The organism is Bremerella sp. P1 (assembly GCF_028748185.1).
Lineage (GTDB): Bacteria > Planctomycetota > Planctomycetia > Pirellulales > Pirellulaceae > Bremerella.
In genome coordinates this window covers 6225258-6246898 of sequence record NZ_CP118164.1, presented here as the reverse complement: position 1 = coordinate 6246898, position 21641 = coordinate 6225258, and the positions used below count along the sequence as shown (strand labels likewise).

General features: G+C 53.7%; 14 protein-coding genes. 8 read left to right on the top strand and 6 right to left on the bottom strand.

Going from position 1 to position 21641, the window contains the following annotated elements; all coding sequences use genetic code 11:
- Positions 1-52: 52 nt before the first annotated feature.
- Genes PSR63_RS25280 through PSR63_RS25255 form a run of 6 tightly spaced genes read left to right on the top strand, consistent with a single transcriptional unit; the run spans position 53 to position 11236 of the window.
- Positions 53-1072, top strand: coding sequence for an AAA family ATPase (locus PSR63_RS25280; RefSeq protein ID WP_274334260.1), 1020 nt, complete (start codon positions 53-55; stop codon positions 1070-1072).
- Positions 1069-2058 carry a DUF58 domain-containing protein gene (locus tag PSR63_RS25275; protein WP_274328715.1) on the top strand — a complete coding sequence of 330 codons (990 nt, stop codon included), beginning with the start codon at positions 1069-1071 and terminating at the stop codon, positions 2056-2058. Before PSR63_RS25280 ends, PSR63_RS25275 begins: the two co-directional genes overlap by 4 nt.
- Positions 2055-4169, top strand: a complete 2115-nt coding sequence (locus PSR63_RS25270; RefSeq protein ID WP_274328714.1) for a BatA domain-containing protein — start codon at positions 2055-2057, stop codon at positions 4167-4169. The genes PSR63_RS25275 and PSR63_RS25270 overlap by 4 nt, the downstream gene beginning before the upstream one ends.
- Positions 4169-7831, top strand: coding sequence for a hypothetical protein (locus PSR63_RS25265; RefSeq protein ID WP_274328712.1), 3663 nt, complete (start codon positions 4169-4171; stop codon positions 7829-7831). Before PSR63_RS25270 ends, PSR63_RS25265 begins: the two co-directional genes overlap by 1 nt.
- On the top strand, positions 7828-10206 hold the full coding sequence (locus PSR63_RS25260) for a glutamine amidotransferase (protein ID WP_274328710.1): 2379 nt from the start codon (positions 7828-7830) through the stop codon (positions 10204-10206). The genes PSR63_RS25265 and PSR63_RS25260 overlap by 4 nt, the downstream gene beginning before the upstream one ends.
- A gap of 1 nt (position 10207) precedes the next feature.
- Positions 10208-11236 carry a hypothetical protein gene (locus tag PSR63_RS25255; protein WP_274328708.1) on the top strand — a complete coding sequence of 343 codons (1029 nt, stop codon included), beginning with the start codon at positions 10208-10210 and terminating at the stop codon, positions 11234-11236.
- Positions 11237-11244: 8 nt separating this feature from the next.
- On the opposite strand, the gene PSR63_RS25250 is transcribed toward PSR63_RS25255, so the two are convergent.
- Positions 11245-12546 (bottom strand): aminopeptidase P family protein, encoded by a 1302-nt coding sequence (locus tag PSR63_RS25250; protein ID WP_274328706.1) that lies wholly within the window; start codon positions 12544-12546, stop codon positions 11245-11247.
- A gap of 140 nt (positions 12547-12686) precedes the next feature.
- Complete coding sequence (locus PSR63_RS25245) at positions 12687-13439, bottom strand: AraC family transcriptional regulator (protein WP_274328704.1); 753 nt, start codon at positions 13437-13439, stop codon at positions 12687-12689.
- Between the two features lie 155 nt (positions 13440-13594).
- Here PSR63_RS25245 and PSR63_RS25240 point away from each other — a divergent pair, with 155 nt between their 5' ends.
- Positions 13595-14701: a cis-3-hydroxy-L-proline dehydratase gene (locus tag PSR63_RS25240; RefSeq protein WP_274328703.1), complete on the top strand. Its 1107-nt coding sequence runs from the start codon at positions 13595-13597 to the stop codon at positions 14699-14701.
- Positions 14702-14721: 20 nt separating this feature from the next.
- Here the strand turns inward: PSR63_RS25240 and PSR63_RS25235 are convergent, their stop codons facing one another.
- Together PSR63_RS25235 and PSR63_RS25230 are read right to left on the bottom strand one after the other, a co-directional pair.
- Positions 14722-15870, bottom strand: coding sequence for an aminotransferase class V-fold PLP-dependent enzyme (locus tag PSR63_RS25235; RefSeq protein ID WP_274328701.1), 1149 nt, complete (start codon positions 15868-15870; stop codon positions 14722-14724).
- A 322-nt stretch (positions 15871-16192) separates the two neighbouring features.
- Positions 16193-17134, bottom strand: a complete 942-nt coding sequence (locus PSR63_RS25230; protein WP_274328699.1) for a helix-turn-helix domain-containing protein — start codon at positions 17132-17134, stop codon at positions 16193-16195.
- Between the two features lie 406 nt (positions 17135-17540).
- On the opposite strand from PSR63_RS25230, the gene PSR63_RS25225 reads away from it, so the two are divergent.
- The gene (locus tag PSR63_RS25225) at positions 17541-18350 is read left to right on the top strand and encodes a hypothetical protein (RefSeq protein WP_274328698.1); all 810 of its coding nucleotides are present in this window, start codon (positions 17541-17543) and stop codon (positions 18348-18350) included.
- An 87-nt stretch (positions 18351-18437) separates the two neighbouring features.
- Here the strand turns inward: PSR63_RS25225 and PSR63_RS25220 are convergent, their stop codons facing one another.
- Both PSR63_RS25220 and PSR63_RS25215 read right to left on the bottom strand, forming a co-directional pair.
- Positions 18438-20510, bottom strand: a complete 2073-nt coding sequence (locus PSR63_RS25220; RefSeq protein ID WP_274328696.1) for a patatin-like phospholipase family protein — start codon at positions 20508-20510, stop codon at positions 18438-18440.
- A 142-nt stretch (positions 20511-20652) separates the two neighbouring features.
- Positions 20653-21396, bottom strand: a complete 744-nt coding sequence (locus PSR63_RS25215; RefSeq protein WP_274328694.1) for a hypothetical protein — start codon at positions 21394-21396, stop codon at positions 20653-20655.
- Between the last annotated feature and the right edge of the window lie 245 nt (positions 21397-21641).

Here is a 21641-nt window from a genome sequence, read left to right as displayed (position 1 = left end):
TTCGCCAAGCCCTCGTTCCTAAATTCCCAAATTCCCACCAGAAAGTCGAACAATCGTGAGCATTGACATAGAAGACCAGGACTTCGAAGAACAAGCGGTCCAGCAGATCCGAGTTGGCCGCGAGAAAATCTTGGCCGAGCTTTCCAAGACCGTCATCGGTCAGCAGGAAGTTGTCGAGCAACTGTTGCTGTGCCTCTTCGCAGGCGGTCATTGCTTAATCACAGGGGCGCCCGGTTTGGCCAAAACGTTGCTGGTCAATTCTATCTCCAAGATTTTTGATCTTGAGTTTCGCCGTATCCAGTTCACGCCTGACTTGATGCCTGCCGACATCACAGGTACTGAAATCTTGGAAGAGACGGAGGAAGGCCGCCGCAAGCTTCAGTTTGCCAAAGGTCCGATCTTCGCCAACGTCATCCTTGCTGACGAAATCAACCGTACGCCACCCAAGACCCAGGCCGCTCTCCTGGAAGCGATGCAGGAACATCAGGTTACCGCCGCTGGGGTGCGCTATGCCCTCGAGGAACCTTTCTTCGTGCTCGCCACGCAGAACCCGATTGAAATGGAAGGGACCTATCCCCTGCCCGAGGCCCAGCTAGATCGTTTCATGTTCAACATCTGGATGGACTATCTTCCCGAGGATGACGAAGTGGCCGTGGTGAACCAAACCACCTCGCGCAAAGCGGAACCAATCAGTCCTCTGTTCTCTGGTGAAGATGTCCTGCGTTTTCATGACGTCGTGAAGAAAGTCCCCATCGCCGAGAACCTGGTACGCTATGCCGTTCGTCTGGCCGATGCTTCACGACCAGGTCGACCCTCGACGCCTGACTTCATTAATCAATGGGTAATGTGGGGAGCCGGGATTCGTGGTGCTCAGTATCTCGTTCTGGGAGCGAAGGCTCGGGCGTTGCTGCTGGGGCGTACGCATGTCACCGCCGACGACATCAAGGCCCTGGCCCATGTAACTCTGCGACACCGGATACTGGTCGGCTATCGTGCCGAGGCAGAAGGGATCACGGTCGAAAAGGTAATCGACCAGCTACTAGCGGCCATACCGGTACCGGGGGCACAATGAGCAGCCCGACGCGCGGATCGTCGACCATTACTTCCAGTACAAGTCGCCCCACGGGGACGGCTTCGCTGATCGATCCCGGTTCGCTCATGCGCATCAAGAATCTCGAACTGAGGGCTCGTGCTGTTGTCGAAGGATTCCTGACCGGCTTGCACCGATCGCCTTATCACGGATTCTCGGTTGAGTTTACCGAGTACCGTCAGTATTCGCCCGGCGATGATACCCGCTTCCTCGATTGGAAGCTTTTCGGACGGTCGGATCGTTACTTTATCAAGTGCTTCGAAGACGAGACCAATCTTCGCTGTTATTTGCTAGTCGACCTGAGTCGCTCAATGAGCTTTGGGACGCTTGGCTACAGCAAGGCCGACTATGCGAAGACCGCAGCCGCGACGATCGCCCATTTCCTCTCCCTGCAGCGCGATGCCGTAGGGTTGATGACGTTCGACGAATCGATAACCGATCGCATCCCGGCTCGGTTTCGTCCTGGACATATTCACCAGATCATGATGAGCCTGGAACGCTCTGAACCTGGCTCGGCGACCGATATCGAGAAGCCACTCGAGCAGATTGCCGCGACGGTCGTCAAACGGGGCTTGGTCATCCTTATATCCGATCTGCTCACGCCGATCGGCTCGCTGTACAAGCACTCAGGATTTCTCAGGGCACGCGGACATGAAGTCGTGATTCTTCGTGTTCTCGATCCGCGCGAGCTCGATTTCAAGTTCGATCAGCCTGCCATGTTTCGCGATGTTGAAACAGGCAAGAACTTGTTCATCGATCCAGAGCAGGCTCGGCAGAAGTATCTCGACCAGTTTCATGAGCATTCCCAGGCAGTTCAAACTATCTGCCAGAATCTGGGAGTCGAACTGCACCAGGTCTCGATCGATCATCCACTCGAATTGATCCTATTCGACCTACTGGCCGATCGTCTGAAACGTGGTCGTTCGACCGTCCGGCAACGGGCTCCGCGTGCAGGGGGCCGGTCATGAGCGTTCTATCAGGTATCTTTTTGCTGGGAGCAGCGGCGATTGCCGCACCCATTCTCTTTCACTTAATTCGTCGCACGCCCAAGGCAAGCTTTGAATTCAGTTCGCTAATGTTCCTGCAGCCTTCGCCTCCACGGCTGACGCGCCGCAGTCGGCTTGATCAATGGTTGCTGCTTCTCATTCGGTCGTTGGTTATCTTGCTGCTTGCATTTGCCTTCATGCGGCCCTTTTTTCGCACGTCAACCAACCTTTCGCCCGACGATATTCCTCGTCGTCACGTGGCTCTCCTCATCGATCAAAGTGCCAGCATGCGACGGGCGAATGTTTGGAAACAGGCGATGGACGAAGCAGACCAGACAATCGATGACCTGGAGGCTTCCGACGAAGTCTCTCTCTATGCCTTCGATGAGAACCTGACTCCACTGGTCACCGCTGAACAAACAAGCGAGCTTGATCGATCCCAACGTCGCGAAATGGTCCGAAAGAGCCTGGCAGAAGCGTCGCCGACTTGGGCCTCCAGCAATCTGGGGGCGGCCCTAGTTGGAGTTGCGGAGCGATTGTCAGCCGATGACGACCTAACTCAGAACAGCGCCACACTACAAATTGTATTGATCAGCGACATGCAATCTGGTTCGCAAATCGATCGTCTGCAGACCAGTCAGTGGCCAGAGGCTGTTCGCGTTGATGTGCGTCTCATCACTGTGGAAGACGATTCCAATGCACGTGTACGGCTGGTCGAAAGCAGAGAGGCGGGGGATAGCCCCGTCGCGCCTCGCGTTCGTGTCCGAAACACATCCGACTCCGTTAAAGAGCAGTTCGAAGTCGTATGGCATCGAGGCGATCAAATTGCTTCCCGTCCAGTCTCCTTTCATGTACCGCCTGGCGAAAGCCTCGTGCTGGACGTTCCGTACGAGCCTGGCTCTCCTGGTCCCGACCGTCTTCAACTCAATGGTGATTCCAGCGGGATGGACTTTGACAACACGTTCTTCGTAATCCCTCCTCTGCAAGAAGAAGTCACCATCGCCTACTTCGGAGCCGACTCGAGTGACGATCCTGAAGGCATGCTCTTCTATCTAAGTCGAGTATTCGACGAGACGCCGAGTCGTAAGATTGAGGTGCAGACCGTCGAGGCGGAAAGTGTTCCCAGTTGGAATGATGTGGCCGGAACCGTTCCGCGACTGGTGATCGTTACCCAGACTCCTAGCGAAGGCCAGCGAGACGTTTTGGATCGATATTTACAGCGTGGTGGTCACGCGGTCGTGGTGCTGCAAAACGACGATATGGTACGTGATCTTAGTACCTGGCTCGATAATCTGAGTTTGGTCTCGCAAGAAGATGAGAAGCTTGCGTCTTCTAACGGGTCTTATGCGATGCTGGGACAGATCGATTTTCAGCATCCTCTCTTCGCTCCGTTTTCGGCGGCACGCTACAACGATTTCACCACGATCCGGTTCTGGAAGCATCGAGATGTACTTCTTGGCGACGAATCGTCCTCCGACGTGATTGCCCGGTTTGAAGACGGAACCCCTGCGATCTGGTCAATTGAGCGCGGCAAGGGGCTGCTATATGTGATGAGTGCCGGCTGGAACCGAGCAGACAGCCAACTCGCTTTATCAACCAAATTCCTTCCACTCCTATCACGTTGGCTGGAACTGGCCGACCGTCAAAAGCTGGCCTCGCAATCGTATTTTGTGAATCAGAGCGTCCCCCTACCGCCGTCAACGGGCGAGAAATCTATTCAAACCCCAGGCGGAAACACTTTACAATTACCTGATGGCGCCACCACCTTTGACGAGACGACCCAGCCAGGCATTTACGTCCTGCGGCAAGGCGGCAAGGAACTTCCCTTCGCGGTCAATCTGGCCGATGGAGAAAGCGATACAGCCCCGCTGGAATTAGATCGGCTCGAACAGTTCGGTGTCCCGCTGGGGATGACTGCCACACATTCCGAACAACTAGCGGAACTTCGCCAGCTTCAAGATCGTGAGCTGGAGAACCATCAAAAGGTATGGAAGTGGCTGGTTGTCTCGGTGCTGTTTCTGCTGGCGGTTGAAACGTTTCTCGCTGCCCGCAGATCGCAAGTTCCCACACAGGAATTGGGAGAAGCACAATAATGGATCGCGAACTCACTAGCCAGTTAGACCGCGTTGCCCACCGCTTGAGAACGTTCCGTTTTTGGAGCGGGATGGGCATCGTCTGGGTATTAGCTGCGATCTTTATCGGCGTTGTTTATGCCATTAGTCAGGTAACGGGAAACATCCTTGACGGAACCCTCATTGTTGCCGCGACGATCGGCGTGATTGGCTCGCTGCTTGTCACCTGGGGCAGTAGCCGTTCGGCCCGAAATGTGCATCAAGTCGCCAATCTTGTGGAATCACGATATCCCCAACTCGACTCGGCTCTATTAACTGCCGTCGAGCAGCAGCCGGATGGCATTACTGGGCGTTTTGGATATTTGCAGAGCGAGGTTGTTGGTCAGGCAATCCGTCATGGCCGTAGCCACAACTGGCAAAATGTTGTCACTCAAGGCCAGTTGTATGGGGCTCGGCTAACAGCATGCGTTGGGCTTGTGGCCACGCTGCTCGCGGCGATTGCTTTGGGTCAGCTCAATCGTGATCTCCTTGCGTCGGGGGCACCGGTCGGCTCAGATTCGCCAGACGCAGTCGCTGCGGAAACGGTCTTCGAAGTAGAGGTCGAGCCCGGTGATACGGAAGTCGAGCGTGGCTCGGGCTTGCTGGTGTTGGCGAAGTTCCTCCAGACCTTGCCGTCCGAAGCGACGCTGGTCTACACGTCCGAAGATGGCAACGAACACGCACTACCGATGTCTCGTTCACTCGACGATCCCCTATTTGGTAGTCGGATCCCGGTCGTATCGCAGGCGCTGTCGTATCACGTTGAATTTGAAGGACAGAAGACGCGAGATTTTCAGGTCGAGGTATTCGAGTACCCTCTGCTGCTCCAAACGGATGCCCGTCTGGTATTTCCTAGCTATACGGGCCACGAAGATAAGTTCGTTCCTGATGTTCGCCGCGTGTCAGCCGTGGAAGGTACGAAACTGACGCTTTTGTGCCGCGTCAACAAGCCCTTGGCAACGGCCGAATTCATTGAACAGAAGGATTCCGGCGATGAAGCTCTTTCGCTTCAGCCAGAAGCGAGTGACCCACTGACGTACAGCACGACATTCGTTGTGGATCGATCCCGCGAACTGACGCTTCACCTTACCGATGACGATCAGCGCGTGAATCAGCATCCTCCAAAGCTACAGATCACCATGATCGCAAATCTGCCGCCCGATATTAAGCTGGCGACACCGACGAAGGACATCGAGGTCTCCCCGATCGAGGAAGTCGATCTGGCCGCGTCCGCGTGGGATGACTTTGGACTGAAACGCGTCGGGATCAACTATTCAATTCCTGGCAAGGTCGATCAGGATGTCTCCTTAGGAGACTCTTTCCCCAGTAAAGAGCGGGTAGAACTGGGGCATCTGTTGGCGTTCGAGTCGCTTGACGCCCAGCCTGACCAGCTCCTGTCTTGGTATTTCTGGGCTGAAGACATTGGTCCCGATGGTCAGCTAAGGCGAACAATGAGTGACATGTTCTTCGCTGAAGTGCGTCCCTTCGAGCAGATTTTCCGACAAGGAGAGCAGCCTCCCCAGGGCTCTCAGCAGCACCAACAACAGCAAGGTGGCCAAAATGCGGAGCAGGCTCAGAAACTTGCCGAATTGCAAAAACAGATCATCAGTGCAACCTGGAAAATTATACGCCGGGAAACGCATAACCAGCCTACCGACCAGTTTGACAGCGACACCCAACTCTTGATCGAATCGCAAGAGTCAGCCATGGTGCAGCTCGAGGAATTGCAGGGCAATCTTCAAGACGTCACTTCTATCGAGCACGCCGCTCAGGTCCGTAATTCCATGGAAAGAGCGGTCGAAGCTCTAAGCTCGGCGGTCGAAGAGTCTTCCCCGGCCAAGATGTCAGAGGCCCTCCAGGCAGAGCAAGCCGCCTATCAAGGCCTGCTTCGTTTGCGTGCTCGCGAGCATGAGGTGATTCAATCGAGCCAATCGCAGCAGTCGGGCCAGTCTCAACAATCGCAAAACAGCCGAGCGCAGCAGCAATTGCAGCAGCTACAGCTTCAAGAGGACGAGAACCGTTACGCCCAGGAGCAACAGGCGCAGACCGAGCAACAGCAACAAGCCCGCGAAGATCGGCAGATTCTCAATCGTCTACGAGAACTCGCTCAACGGCAGGAAGACCTCAACGAGCGAATCCAGGAACTGCAAGCAGCTCTGGAAGCTGCGGAAAATGACGAGCAGCGTGCCGAAGCCCAACAGCAGCTCAAGCGATTGCGAGAGGAACAGGAACAAATCCTCCGTGATACCGAAGAACTGCAACAGCGGATGGAGCAGCCTGAAAATCAGGAACGCATGGCCGAGCAGCGGCAACAGTTAGAGCAAGCTCGTGAGAACATTCAACGTTCTAGTGAAGCGATTGAGCAGCAAATGGTCACTCAGGCAGCCAACGAAGGGACGCGTGCTCAGCGGGAACTGAACGAGTTACGAGAAGAATTCCAACGAAAAACGTCGCGCGAGTTCGAAGAAGAGCTTCGCGACATGAAGAACCAGGCCCAAGACCTGGTCGAGGCAGAAGAAGAGCTTGCGCGGCAACTGGAAGACCTGCTAGACGAGAAACCGGAGCAAACCAATTCTCTTCGTGAATCCAACGATCAAGAGGAACTCGGTGGCCAAATCGCAGAGCAACAAGAGCGGCTCGATCAATTGCTGCAGCGAATGAGGGACACGGTGGAACAAGCTGAGCAGTCCCAACCTCTGCTGGCTGAAAAGCTGTATGAATCGATTCGGGAAACGAGAACCTCGAAGCCGAATGATGCCCTAAAGGAAACTGAAATGTTGCTCGATCGCGGATTTGTCGATCAAGCAGCCCGACGCGAACAGCAAGCCCGCGAGGGCATCGAGCAACTTGCCGAAGGAATTGAGCAGGCCGCCGACCAGGTACTTGGCGATGAAACAGAGATGCTACGCCGCGCACTGGACGAGCTAGAACAGCTCAACGAAGATTTGGAAGGCGAACTAGCTCGCAACGGACAGCAACAACCGGGACAGCAACAACCGGGACAGCAACAACCGGGACAGCAACAACCGGGACAGCAACAACCGGGACAGCAACAACCGGGACAGCAACAACCGGGACAGCAACAACCGGGACAGCAACAACCGGGACAGCAACAACCGGGTCAGCAACAACCGGGTCAGCAACAACCGGGTCAGCAACAACCGGGTCAGCAACAACCGGGTCAACAACAACCTGGTCAACAACAACCTGGTCAACAACCTGGTCAACAACAAAGTAGCCCAGGCAGTCAGGCAGGTAGCGGAGCGTTGGATAGGTTCCTGGGTGGTGGGGGCAATCGAAATACGTCCCCATTCTCTGGCGATGACTTTGTGGACTGGTCGGACCGGCTTCGTGACGTGGAAGAAATAGTGAACGATCCAGAGCTGCGCGCGGAAGCTGCCCGTATTCGAGACGAGGCCCGCGAGCTACGCCGCGAGCAGATTGAAACATCCGCGCCGCCGCAGTGGGATATCATCCAGCAAAGAGTTGCACGCCCGTTGGCTCAGCTGCAAAATCGTGTCGCCGAGGAACTTCTCCGGCGAACCTCCGAGGAAGCCCGCGTTCCGCTCGACAAGGACCCGGTTCCGGCTCAATACGAAGATGCTGTGCGCCGGTATTACGAGCGTCTGGGGAGCAGTGAATGAACGAATGGGTTCAGGATCAATGGCTTCTCGAGTGGCCAAACGTCTGGGGTGCGCATGACTGGATAGTTCCAGCGTGCGCGATTGGTGCGGGACTATTCCTTCTTATTCTGTGGGCATATCGCTCGATCCAAGCGCCGCTGATTGTCAAGCTCGCCTGCGCCGCAGCGAAGACCTTAGCGGTGATGCTATTGGCCGCACTGTTGGTTGAGCCGATGCGTAGCGAAACAAAGCCCGTTCCCGGAGCGAATCTTTTCGTGGTGCTCGCAGATCGCTCGCAAAGCCTACAAGTTACCGACCCAGGCGAAACCGAAACACGTGCCGAACAGTTGAAAAAACGCCTCGATCGGTCCGAGGATTGGCAGATTCGTTTAGGACAGGATTTTGACGTTCGCCGTTACGAATTCGCCGATCAGCTTTTGCCTGTGGCTGATTTTGAACATTATGACGCCGACGGACGTGGATCGGCCCTACAGTCTGCTTTGGCTTCAATCGCTGATCGCTTCTCAGGTCGTCCTATCGCCGGGGTGCTGCTACTAACCGACGGCAACGCCACCGACATTACCAATGACGCCGTCGACTGGAGCAAATATCCTCCAGTTTTCCCGGTTCAGATTGGGGCGAACGAGCCTGCCAAGGATGTGCAAGTACGGCGAGTCGCGGCCAGCCAAACTAACTTTGAAGCTTCGCCAGTTACCGTGACCGCCGATATTGCCGCGGCGGGGTTCGCCAACGACTCGGTCATCGTCGAACTGCTTGACGAACAAGGCGAGATCCTGGAAACACAAACGCTTACGAACGTCAGCGACGGACAGTCGTACACAACTCGGTTTCAGATCAAGCCTGACAAGCGTGGTGTCCTGTTTTATCAGGTTCGCGCTTACGCCCAGTCTCAGAAGGGCGTCTTTGAGCATCCGAGCACCAGCACCGAGGCAACACTACTGAATAACAGCCGGACCGTGATGGTGAACCGAGGTCACGGTCCGTACAAAGTGCTCTACGTCTCGGGTCGTCCCAACTGGGAGTTCAAGTTCCTCAATCGTTCGTTGGCTGAAGACGATGAGGTAGAACTTCACGGACTTATTCGCATTGCAAGAAAAGAACCTCGATTCCAGTTTCGCGAAAAGGATTCAAACGCCAACCGAATTTTTACCAATACCGACGATGAGGCTAAAGAGCAGGTCGAACAATATGATGAGCCGGTCTTGCTTCGTGTCGGCAAGCTCGAACCAGGAGAACTCTCCGGAGGATTCCCCAAGTCTGCCGACGAACTGTTCTCTTACCACGCGATCATCTTGGATGACCTGGAAGCAGACTTCTTTACCCAGCAGCAAAAGTCACTGATTCAAGAGTTTGTCAGTCTGCGAGGGGGCGGCTTGTTGATGCTTGGTGGTGGTGAGTCGTTCGTCGAAGGTGACTACCTACGCACCCCAGTTGGCGAGGTCTTGCCGGTCTATTTGAACGGTGTTTCACCACGACCAGGAGCCATGGCGTTCTCGCTCGCCTTAACGCGGGATGGACTTCTGGAGCCCTGGGTTCGTGTTCGCACAACGCAGCAACAAGAACAGCAGCGTCTCGACGCCATGCCTGGTCTGCGGATCCTCAACGAAGTGGGAGCACTCAAGCCAGGTGCGAGCGAGCTCCTATCGATTGTCTCAGCAAGCGGCGAGAGTCGCCCCGGGCTGGTCACGCAGCGTTTTGGTAAAGGAAGGACGGCAGCCTTCCTGGTCGGAGACCTCTGGCGGTGGAAGCTGCACCCCTCATCGCACGACAACGAGGACTTCGAGCGGACTTGGCGGCAGACCATTCGTTGGCTGATTGCGGATGTGCCGCATCGAGTCCGCGTTCAGACGATCACGACGAAAAAAGATCCGGCGCAGCCTCTTCAAGTCGCCGTGCAGGTCAACGATGAAAGTTATCAACCGCTGGATAATGCCGGGGTGGCTATCGAAATATCGACACCGACGGATGAAGTGCTCAAGCTGAAAGCAGAACCCAAGGATGCCGTTTCTGGGCAGTATGGTTCCAGCTACGTGTCACGTACCGATGGTACCTATCGGGCCACGATCATTGCGAACAATCCGGACGGCAGCGAGATCGACCGGGTCGAAACAGGCTGGGTGTCCGATCCGGCAGCTGAAGAGTTTGCCAATCTACGGCCGAACGTCGACTTCTTACAGTCGATCGCTAGGGCATCAGGAGGGGAACTGGTCACTCTTGATGAGCTTGATTCATTCGTGAGTACGCTGCCAGATCGCGAGATTCCCATCGCGGAGCCAATGGTTCGTTCGGTCTGGCATACTTGGGGAGTTTTCCTCCTGGCAATTTCACTGTTGAGTATCGAATGGGGACTTCGCCGTTGGAAGGGACTTGCCTGATATGTTGTGGCTGTTGACATGCACCCTGTTGCTTGCCCCTTCGAGTGATAAGTCGACGGACGACTCCGTGGATGTCGCCATCATCGTTGTTGTTGGTGAACCCGGCGAAGCGAAATACCACGAGCTGTTCACGCAGTGGGCCGATCGTTGGCAAACGGCCGCCAAACGGTCGACTTCACAGCTTGTCACAATCGGACTCGATGAAGGCGGTTCATCCCAAAAGAAAGATCGGCCTCTTCTCAAAGAGACGCTCGAGAGTCTGGGGAAGGCGCCTCCGCAGACGTTGTGGCTTGTCTTGATCGGGCATGGAACTTTCGACGGTAAGCAGGCGAAATTCAATCTTCGCGGCCCCGATATCAGTGCGGAAGAACTAGCAGAATTGATTGCGCCCATATCGTCCCGCATGGCAATCATCAATTGTGCCTCGGCGAGTGGACCATTTGTCAAGCAACTCTCAGGCCGCGACCGTGTTGTTATCAGCGCAACGCAAAGTGGCTTTGAATACAATTTTGCCCGGTTTGGTGACTTTCTTTCGCAGACGATAGGCAACACGTCTGGCGATCTAGATAAAGACGGCCAAACCTCACTGCTGGAAGCCTGGCTCGCGGCCTCCAAGCAAACGCAAAACTACTATGATTCCAACTCACAGCTGGCCACGGAGCATGCTCTGTTGGACGACAATGGTGACGGAAAGGGGACGCCTGCCGATTGGTTTCGGGGAATCTATGTGACCAAGGCCTCCAAAGATGGTTCACTTCCCGACGGAACTCTAGCTAATCAATTCGTGTTGGTTTCTAGCGATGAAGAGTTACAGCTCTCCGCAGAACTAGTTACAAAGCGAGATCAACTCGAACATCAGTTGGCGGAGTTGCGGCAGAAGAGATCGAAACTCAGTGAGGAGGAGTATCTACACCACCTCCAGGAGATTCTCGTTCCCTTGGCACGCGTCTATCAAGCAGGCGAAACTTCCGGCGACGAAAATCCTGATTCGGAGCCAATGGAACAGGCTGAGCAAGGTAAACGCGATTAGGATTCAGCTTACGACGCCGAGGCTGCTGTCTGCATAATTGACTCGATTTCATCCGCTTCGACAGGGATGTCTTTCATCAGATCGATGGGGCCATCCTCGGTGATCAAGATGTCATTCTCTAGTCGGACGGCGAATCCTTCGTCAGGCAGGTAGATACCCGGTTCGACCGTCAATACCCAGCCTGGGGCGAAAGGAGCGTGACCCGGTGCCACATCGTGGACATCCAGGCCCATCGGATGTCCCAGGCCATGCATGAAATACTTCTTACACGCAGGTTTGTCGCGTGTATGCTCAGCAACATCTTCCTTGGTAATCAGGCCAAGGCCAAGCAATTCCTCATTCATCATCAACTGAGCCTCGTGGTGCCAGTCACGATGAGCCTTGCCCACGACAGCTCCTTCGATCGATGCCCTCATGACGCGTAGGACAGCGTCGTACACATCGCGTTGCCGCTTAGTGAAGCGGCCACTGACCGGGATCGTCCGCGTCATGTCCGAATTGTAGTTTCCATAGTTCGACCCAGTATCAATCAACACCAGATCGCCGTCCTCGCAGACCTGATCGTTGTCGATGTAGTGCAATCCGCATGCGTTCTTGCCAGAAGCGATGATCGGCGTATAAGCAAACGCACCTCGGTTTCGCGTGTATTCGTGAATCAACTCGGCTTCGAGCTCGAACTCGGTGACCCCAGGCTTGAGGTATTTCAGCAATCGGTCAAAACCCTTATGCGTGATTTCCACCGCCTTTTTAATCAACTCGACTTCTAAATCAGACTTTACTGCTCGTAGTTGGTGCAAGAAAGGGGCCAGCCGACGGTAGGTATGGAGCGGATAGTCCCGCTTGCACTGGCTAATGAATCGGTCGTCACGCGTCTCGACGGTGACAGCGGCGCGGCGATGTTCGTTGGTGTTGAGGAAAACCTCGTCCGCGCTAAGCATGCAATCACGAAGCGTCAGGGGAAATTCACTTAGCCATTTGACGTTGCTGATTCCCGAGATCTCTGTCGCGCGCTCTTTCGTCAGCTTCGTTCCTTCCCAGATCTGCAATAGTTCCGTTGGCTCTCGCAGGAACAAAACTTCGCGGTGCTTTGGCTCATATGCATCCGGGTAAAGCAAAAGGATCGATTCCTCCTGCTCAATACCGGAGAGGTAAAAGAGATCGGCGTTGGGAATGATCTTGATGCTCCCATCCGCGTTGGTCGGCAAGACATCATTGGCGTTCAGAATCGCCATCGAGTTTTTGGGGAGCAGGCTGATAAGCTTTGCTCGATTTTCAATGAACAGTTTTGAGTCGAGAGCTTGATGTCGCATGGATGTCGATTCCTTGGGGATGCCTATTTTCACTTCATTCTATTTTGTTTGCCGATGCAATACTTGGCATCGAATCCCTCGGAACCTAAGAATTGCGCATAACTTGGGAAAAACCGGAAACCCTAGGCAGCAAAAGCGATTCACTTGGCAAGTTGGCGAAAAGATCGGGGCGTCGTGCCGGTCGCGTTTCGAAACGCCCGGGTAAACGCGCTATGATCGTAAAACCCACACTGATGAGCTATTTCAGAAACCGATAAGCCCGTTTCCCGCAGTAGCCTGGTGGCCGCGTCAATTCTAATTTTTGCGATGAATTGCCCCGGGGTCAGATCGAACACCTTCTTGGTCAATGTTGCCATCCGGCGGGCAGTTAATTGGCATTTCTCCGCGAACCAAGTAGGTGTGACATCAGGGGACAGGTGATCCTCAAATTCGGCCAATGCTTTCGCGAATGCTGCCGGGATCGATTCGGGTTCTACCAGCGTTCGGACATCCTTGGAAAATCCAATTAATCCAGTGATGTTCCCTTCGGCATCTCGCATCGGCAGCTTGGTCGTCAAGCACCAAGTCATTACCGGCGGGCGATACCACTGCATTTCTAGCTGATTCAGCAACGCCTTGCCGGTCCGAATTACACGTTCATCTTGTTGCGTCGGAATTATCCCCAGGTCTCCCTCGCAGATATCGGACGATCGCTTGCCGATCACATCACGCTTTTCTCGCCAACCATGACGCAAGACCAGGGAATCGTTTACGGCGATGTACCTTCCCTGGGCATCCTTCACGAAGAATGCCATATCAGGGGTGCTATCAAATAGCTCGGCCAGCAAACCGACATCAACGGTACGGTTGCTTTCCGAGGTGACCGCTTTCAGCAGTTTTGTGCGCGGATTCACGCTGAACTACCATCCATAACCAAGATTCGAGAAGCCTACGACGGTATGCTGGGTATGTCGTAAACTGAATATCGCCTCAAGCTTACCTCGTATTCTGGGGTTGCAAAATAGCCAGCTTAGGAACTGAGTTGGCAAAGTTTCTGGAAAGTTCTCTCATGCAAATCGCGCGAATTTTTGCCCATCAGGTCGATCTTCCCCTTGTTGAGTCAAATTACCAATGGGCTCAGGGCAAATCGGTATCAACATTTGATTCGACGATCGTTGGGGTTGAAACCAAATGCGGACTGGTCGGCTATGGCGAAGTCTGTCCCCTTGGCCCAGTCTACTTACCTGCCTATGCTGCAGGCGTAAGGGCTGGTCTGAAGGAGTTGGCCCCCCACTTGATCGGGTTGGATCCTCGTGAGACGGTCAAAGTGAACGAAGTCATGGATTTCGCACTCAAAGGCCATCCTTACGTGAAATCGGGAATTGACATCGCGTGCTGGGACATTCTAGGCAAATTCACACAGCTTCCCATCTGCGAACTTCTCGGCGGTCGTTTCGGGGAATCGGTCCAGCTCTACCGAGCGATTTCTCAACTGCCACCGGATGAAATGGCAGCGAATGTCGCCAAGTACCGTGAAGAAGGCTATCGTCGATTTCAACTGAAAGTGGGGGGAGACGCGAACACGGATATTGAACGTATTGAGGCAACCCGCCAGGTCCTCTCACCTTCTGATCGTCTGGTCGCCGATGCTAATACCGGCTGGACGTTGCACGAAGCGATTCGCGTCGTGCGAGCGGTCAAACATCTGGATGTCTACATTGAGCAACCATGCGTTACCTACGAAGAATGCCTGACCGTACGCCAAAAGACAGACCATCCATTTGTGCTTGATGAAAACATCGACAGCTTGCATGCCTTGCTTCGAGCCAAGGCCGATAAAGCAATGGATGTCGTGAATCTGAAGATCAGCAAGCTGGGGGGACTCACGCGAACCAGACAACTACGCGACCTGTGTGTGGCTACCGGGATTGCCATGACGTTGGAGGATAGCTGGGGAGGAGACATTGCGACCGCGGCCATTGCTCATCTGGCCCATAGTACGCCTGAGTCATTCCGCTTTACCTCGACCGACTTCAATAGCTACGTCACGGTCAGCACAGCGGAAGGAGCACCTCAGCGCGTTGACGGAAGGATGAAGGCATCAACCGAGCCGGGCTTGGGGATTGAAGCCCGCCAGGATGTTCTCGGGCCAAAGGTCGTCGATATCTGCGAATAGCAAGCGACCTCTGGTTCTCTTCACTTGCGTTGGTTAAAAGCTTCTTGCAGTGCGAACGTGAATGTTTGAATATCCTCGCGGCTCGTATACGCGTGCGTTGAAACACGGATTAGTGTGCGATTCTGCCACCGGATTACCGGCACCTCAATTTTGTACGCGTCGTATAGATGCTTCTTCAGCTCGACAGGGTCAGCTTGTAGAGAAGTGATATCGATCAAGCCCATCTGCCGAAAGAATCGATCGGCGTGAACACGATGGACGCCGTCGATTTGTGATGCCAAATCGACGGCCAAGCGAGCAAGGTCACATGATCGCTGACGCACACCCGCAGTAAAATGCTGCTTGTGCCACGCAATTGCTGCGGGAACTGTCAAATATGCCGACGGATCGTGCGTCCCCAACCACTCGTGATGTTCCACGAATTCGTTTTCACGATGAAACGTCTTGTCTTTGCCCCAACCCCATCCAACCACGAGCGGTTCGACGAGGTCTTGCCGATCCTCCCGAGCGTAGAAGATCCCGGAACCCTTCGGTGCGCACATCCATTTGTGGCATGTCGCCGTGTAAAAGTCGGCCCCGATCTCGCCTAGATTCACGTCGACCTGGCCCGGAGCATGTGCCCCGTCGATCATCGTAAGAATCCCAGCCTCGCGGGCTCGTCGACATATCTGGGCAACCGGCAAGGTCAAAGCAGTTGTCGATGTGATATGACTGATGAAGATCAGCTTGGTTTTTTTTGTCACGCCTTGCCAAAATGCCTCGACAATTGCCTCGTCTGACTCAACCGGTAGGGGAATCGATTGTTCGACAACCTGGAAGCCCTTTTGCTGAGCCGCAAACTGAAACGCAAAGCGGCAAGCGCCGTATTCCTGGTCCGAAATCAAGACCTCATCACCCGTCCCTAAGGACAGGCAACGTGCAATCGTATTCGCAGCAAACGTCGGATTCGGGACGAATACGACCTCATGGGATCGCGCCCCCAGATATTGGGCCAGTTGGCGGCGAGCGTCCGCAAGGAGTTCCGGCAGTTCGCGCTGCAGAAATTGTACTGGCTGACGTTCCAGTTTAAGTTGCCAACTCTGGTACTCCTCAAATACAGACCTTGGACAGGCTCCGAACGAGCCGTGGTTCAAAAAGACAACATCAGGATCAAGGAGGAAGTCAGACATAAATTGGCAACCGACAAACGTCTTGCGTTCTTCGAGAGATTCTTTTAGCAACCAGTCACTTTGGCATCGGATTCTTGCTTTTCAGTGCGAACTGAGCAATACCCTACTCACGCGACTTCATGACTGGCCCGAAAGAACTACCCAAGCTATGCCTTACTCGCTCTCTGCAGAGTCAACAGGCCGCGTTCTATGTTCGAGGACAAACGGGTCTGCGTCGATGCAAATTTGAGCCAACTAACTTTGTCAGTTTCACACACTTAGGATTTTAACGGTGCCACATAGGAACTTGCATCACGTCTCGTCAACAACAACACAGACGCCATCAACAGGTCTGGCAATTTCCGTTCAATGTTGCAGACGGGGCTTCTTGAAAGATTTTGTGATACGCCCCGGCAAAGCGGCCGAAATGCCAGAAGCCAAAATGCGCGGCTACGGCCGTCACGGTTGTTTCTTCTGGGTGGGAAGCGCGTAGAACGTTTCGGACGTGATTCAGCCGTTGAATCATCAAGAATTTTCGCGGCGGCATGCCGTAATACTCTAAGAATACATTTCGTAATGATCGCTCCGATATATCTAACGCTTTGGTGAAGTCTTCGATTGTTAAACATTCGTGCGAATGGGTTGCGATAAGATTACGAAGTGTGCGGATTACTTCGTCCCGCCTGAGAGGAGGTCGGCCAGTGGTTGTGGCAGGTTCCTGACTTACGGATGTAATCCGCTGGCACACTTTGACCAAATCGTCTTTGACCGCATCGCGAGCTGCCTTCTGGGTCAAGATATCCGGGTTGCATTGAATCGAGTCATGCAACTGGGTCATCAACCAGCGAAGGTTGGCAATCTCCTGATCGTTCAACTCCACGGTATAGGTACCTTGTGAGCGACCTTGGTGTCTACCTGCTGAGCTGCGGTTGGGCTCTGCTCGGCTATCCGGAAGAAACAAGGAACACCAATCATGTGCCTCTTGCACGCTGATCGTAAACTCACTCGCCGCATCCATCACGAAAACGGAATGCTCTCCCAGCGGCAATCCATTTGCGTGATGACGGCCATGTAACGGGATAAAGACAATCTTTCCGTCAGGTCGAGTCACACCTTCGGCGATGTTTCCGCTCCATTCGCTACCATACTGGAGATGAAATTCGTCCACGTGAAATTCAGAGATTTCCCAACGTGGTTTATCAATGCGTGGCAAGACCATCCTCAAGTCGGCGTCGCCAACGGCAGAAGCATAGGCCTCGAACTCTAGAAACGTGTGTGTAATCACGCGTATTTGCCTCGGTTCCGAATGATCCCAGGACCACTCTTATTGAACTCGAATAGAAGAGAGACTTCTAGCGAATTTTCTGTGTTCACTGAACTTTCGTCAAGGAAATGAAAACAGAGTTTTTGCCGAAAGTGGATTGCTGACTTACGACGAGAAACGACAATCGGGACATAACACGGCGTAAACATTACCTACAGGAGTTCCATCAATTCATATATGTCGATGCGAGTTAAGGAGTTGAACAAACACCCATAATTGACATCGCTTATGCACTTTGTAGTTAGCTACTAAGCGAATGTCGGTTTGAGAAGCCTGCTTGAGGAATCGATTTCGTAACTGGCCAATTCATGAATAAGTAGTGATCCAGGGGCATTTGACTTCCTTACTTATCAGTTGGAGTGAAGCCATGAGAAAATTGCTAGTTCTAGGGGTGGCGGTATTGGGAGTTTCTCTACTCGCGCACGAAGTAATGGCTCAGGGTGCCATTCGAGGTGGAATGCGTGGGGCGGCTGTTGGTGGACTTGTTGGAGGAAAGTCGGGCGCCTCGACCGGGGCGAAAGTAGGTGTTGTTACCGGCGCGACACGTGGGGCAATCAATCGAGAATCCCAGGCCCGCAGCCAGTATCAGTCGACGACCGAGTACCAGAATTACCAGGGAGCCAACTTTAGCGAATCGTCGCCGAACGTAATCCTTGAGAGTGAAGCAGCTACCGCCGCAACCGCGGAGCCTGCTGTTGAACCGGCCGCCAAGCCCGTAGGCGAATCGGTCATCCGCCTAGATGGTAAGCCAATCGTGGGTGTCACGTTTCCATCTGACTGGAAGCAACGCACTGGCGAGAACTACATCTCGGCGGTTAGCGCCGACGGGCACTGCTGGTCGATGTTTGTGACGATCAAGTCCACCACGGACGTAAACGCTGCCCTGAAGAAGGTCGAAGATGGGCTGCAGAATTACATGACCGAGATCAAATTCGATAAGCAGACCGAAGGCAAAAACGGTGGCGTGGTTGTGACCGGCAACGGCAAAGGCAAGAAGGCGGGAACGGACTTGAACTTTGCAGTCGGCGTTTTCGATGCTGGCAACAATCAACTGGTTGCCGCCGGTTTCGCGGTCGACGCAAAGCTGGACGAACATTACAAGGAAACGGTTCGCGGCATTTGCGAAACGATCCGACGTTCCGATGACTTCAACTCGGACGCTAGTGATACACAATAAGTCGCGAAGGTTGGGCTACGGTTCCTGATGAGCGATAACTGGCACGCTTGTCAGGAACCCAGCCAGCCTCACGATTTTTCGACTGCTCTATTCATCCGTCCAGCGGCACTCATACACCTGGCCGACTTCTGGATTAACGACCGACCAGCCAATTAGCGAGCCGTACGGGTGATTGATTCGATACCGCGAATTCATCACCGTGGGTGCCTCGCTTTTGTCGATGGGATAGCGAACCAGTTCGTAATTCACATACGGCCGATCTTCGGGAAATAGCATCCACACAGTCAGCAGATCGGTTTTAAAACGCGTGGCGAAAGGTGCCCGCGAAATCTTCGCCGGAATGCGAACTAACATTTCATTGGTAATCGTCCCCGGTTCGCCTCGTGATAGCTCAGTCAAGTCGTACTCGACTTCATACGTTTGTCGTTCCAGACCATATTCCATAACAGGTTTGGTCAAACGCCGAATCTGTCCTGGGAACCGTTGTTCTGGTTGACGGAATTCAACATCTTTGAATAGCGAAGGATAGCTGAATACAATCTTCGGATCCCAACCTTCCGCAGAGGCTGCGTTTTCCGGAATCATTAGCATGACGCGATCTTTGATATAAACGCCTCCCTGGTCTTCGCGATTGCTCTTCTCAGGATGCCAATGCCTTAAATCGATGATCCGACTGTAGTCAAGGAGTTCGACCACGGTCTCCTTTTCTGGGCTCGGCTCGTCGATGTCCTCGACGTCCATAGGACTCCAATCAGTAAGCGGATTTCGGTCTAACAAATCAAGAATATCGTGGATATCAGGATTACCGCTGGCAATCGAATCGATGACCTGGGCCTGCACTTGAGACTGCTTGTAAAGTTCGTAGACCTGAAATGGCAAGTAACAGAACAGGAAAATCGCTAGCGCGATGTAGATGTAACTCGGCCAGTCCCGAAGGTCGAGCAAGGTCGTCCATACTCGGCGAGCTGCCGACTTTCGGAGGTCCCGTGCTACTTTTGTCGGAGCGGAGCCACCACTAGGCGATTTCTTCGGGATTCCTGGGCCTGGCAGCCGCTTGGCCGGGATCGGTGCCCAACCTTCTCCCTTCGGGATATCCTTTCCTGAATCAGCGTGCGTATTACGGAAGACCTTTCTAGCGACTTCATACCCATGCTGGGCAAGACCATTGATTTCGAAGTCGGAAAAACGATCCAGGTCGGTACGAATTGTCTGTACTTCGGCCTGAACGACCGGATGGAGTGTCGGATCCTCGTCTTCGGCAACGGAATCGGTGATGGGAATGAACGCGAAGCCAGTCTCCTTGGCAAAGTTCTCTCTCTCTAGTTGCCATACACGATCCCACAGAATATCCGATGCCCGCACAGATTGTCCGATGAAACCGAGTGAATTGTCACTCAAGACTTGAAATGGCTTACCAGCATCGCTAACGAAGACCTCGTCAAACTGAGTTCCAAGCTCCTTGAGCCAGGTGAACGCGCGAATCCCTAAGTTGTCGTACACACCGCCGTCGGTGAAGTATTCCGTCGGGAACTCACCATCGCGAACGCCTAGATCTTCGGCCGTAAATTCCACTGGCGGGAAAAAGCCAGGAAAAGCGGACGATGCTCCGACAACTCGCGGAATTCTTGCCATCTTGCCGGGCACATACGAGAAAACAACTTCGCCAGCCTCGGTTCGCTGCTGAACGTACAGACCATTTCGATTGAACACCGACAGCCCGCCATTGCTAACGCTGGTCGCCAAGATGTGCAGCATTGGCGACTCAGGCAGTTCGTACATGCATGTGTCACCGTACAGATACCGCTGGTAACACTTTTCGAGAATCGCATTCGGTGTGAGGTTGCGCGAAGGGTATCGGGCAAGTCGAGAGAAAATCCGAGCCGGATATTGCAGAGGCAGGCGGCGGACGACGTGATTGCGAACGTCGAACTGGACAAAAGAAACGACCTCGCCTACTGCCTCGTCGAACTCTTCGTCGGTGCCGTTATAACGATCCCAGTTCAGTGTCAGGTGCGCGGCGAGAATGCTTCCTCCAGAAACCGAAGCGATATCGGACACACTGGAAAGCAAATCGACATCCTTCAGAAATCGAAGAACACCTAGATGAAACAAGGTCGCACGAAATCCACCGCCAGATAGGGCTAGACCGATTTTTGCCATTTGCGAGCGCTCTCAATGATGTCAATTCGTGGTTAGGCTCCTTCCAAGTATAGTTCGCTTGAGCTACTCCTACGATGTTTTTATGCATCATGCCAGCCTCTCTAAGCAGACCATTGAGGGCATGATTCGTGTCCTAAATCTTCTAACCCGTACTATCCGATCGAAGTAAACCGTTTCGGAGTAGGGCAAGCTGACCAAGCGTCATCCAGGCCGCGATCAACACGATGACGCTCGTTACCCAGAAAATGGTCCAACGTAGACGACTACGAATCTGACTCACCAGATCTTGAGCACCTTCAGCAACCCGATTGAGTTCATCAATGAGTATGCCAGTTGGAAACAGGACTTTCTCCACGGCCACCAACGTTCGCTCTTTGACTTCATCAGCCACGGCCTCACGAAGCGTTCCGTCAGGTCGAAATCGCTCGGTAATCTCTGAGAAGTTCGCGGAGAATTCTTCGAGACGATCATCGATTTCTTCGGTTTTCTCAAGCGTCTTCGTGATTCGATGTCCGTCCATTTCCAGCCCCAGCGATTGCAGGATGTCGACAATGGCCAGCGTCTTTTCCAAGGCAGTGGATACTTGATCGACTCGCTGCCTTATCTCGAGTATGCCCTCCTGGAACTTGCGTGTCGCCGCGAGCCCCTGTGGATCGAGTTCTTCGGCTTGTTTATCAATTGCCTGACCAATCATCTGATTCAGTTTTTTCATCTGGGCATCTGCATCCGTCACCCGAACTCTCACCGCTTCAATGGCATGCGTTGCTTGGTCGGTCAGTTTGCAGACGGCAACGTCAATACGAATGGCGACATAACAGCAGGCGAGAATTACCACCACGCCGACGAAGAGGCCGATTCCACCACAGATCCGAAGAAACTCTTGCATGTTGGCACCCCTATCGATTCGTTTCGCCGGTCAGGCACGAAGCAATGAAAACTTTCCGCTCGCATATTGTGACGTGTTTCCGGACGCATTTCATGTCTGTTTTTGGTCAAGTCACTCATCCGGGCACATTTGGATTGGACGCGAAGTACGGGCGGTCGCGTGCCTATTGCACTAAATACGTCAATTTCAATCAGCAGATCTAGATGTATAGCCTATATGAAGTCTTGATCTAATATCTGTGTTTA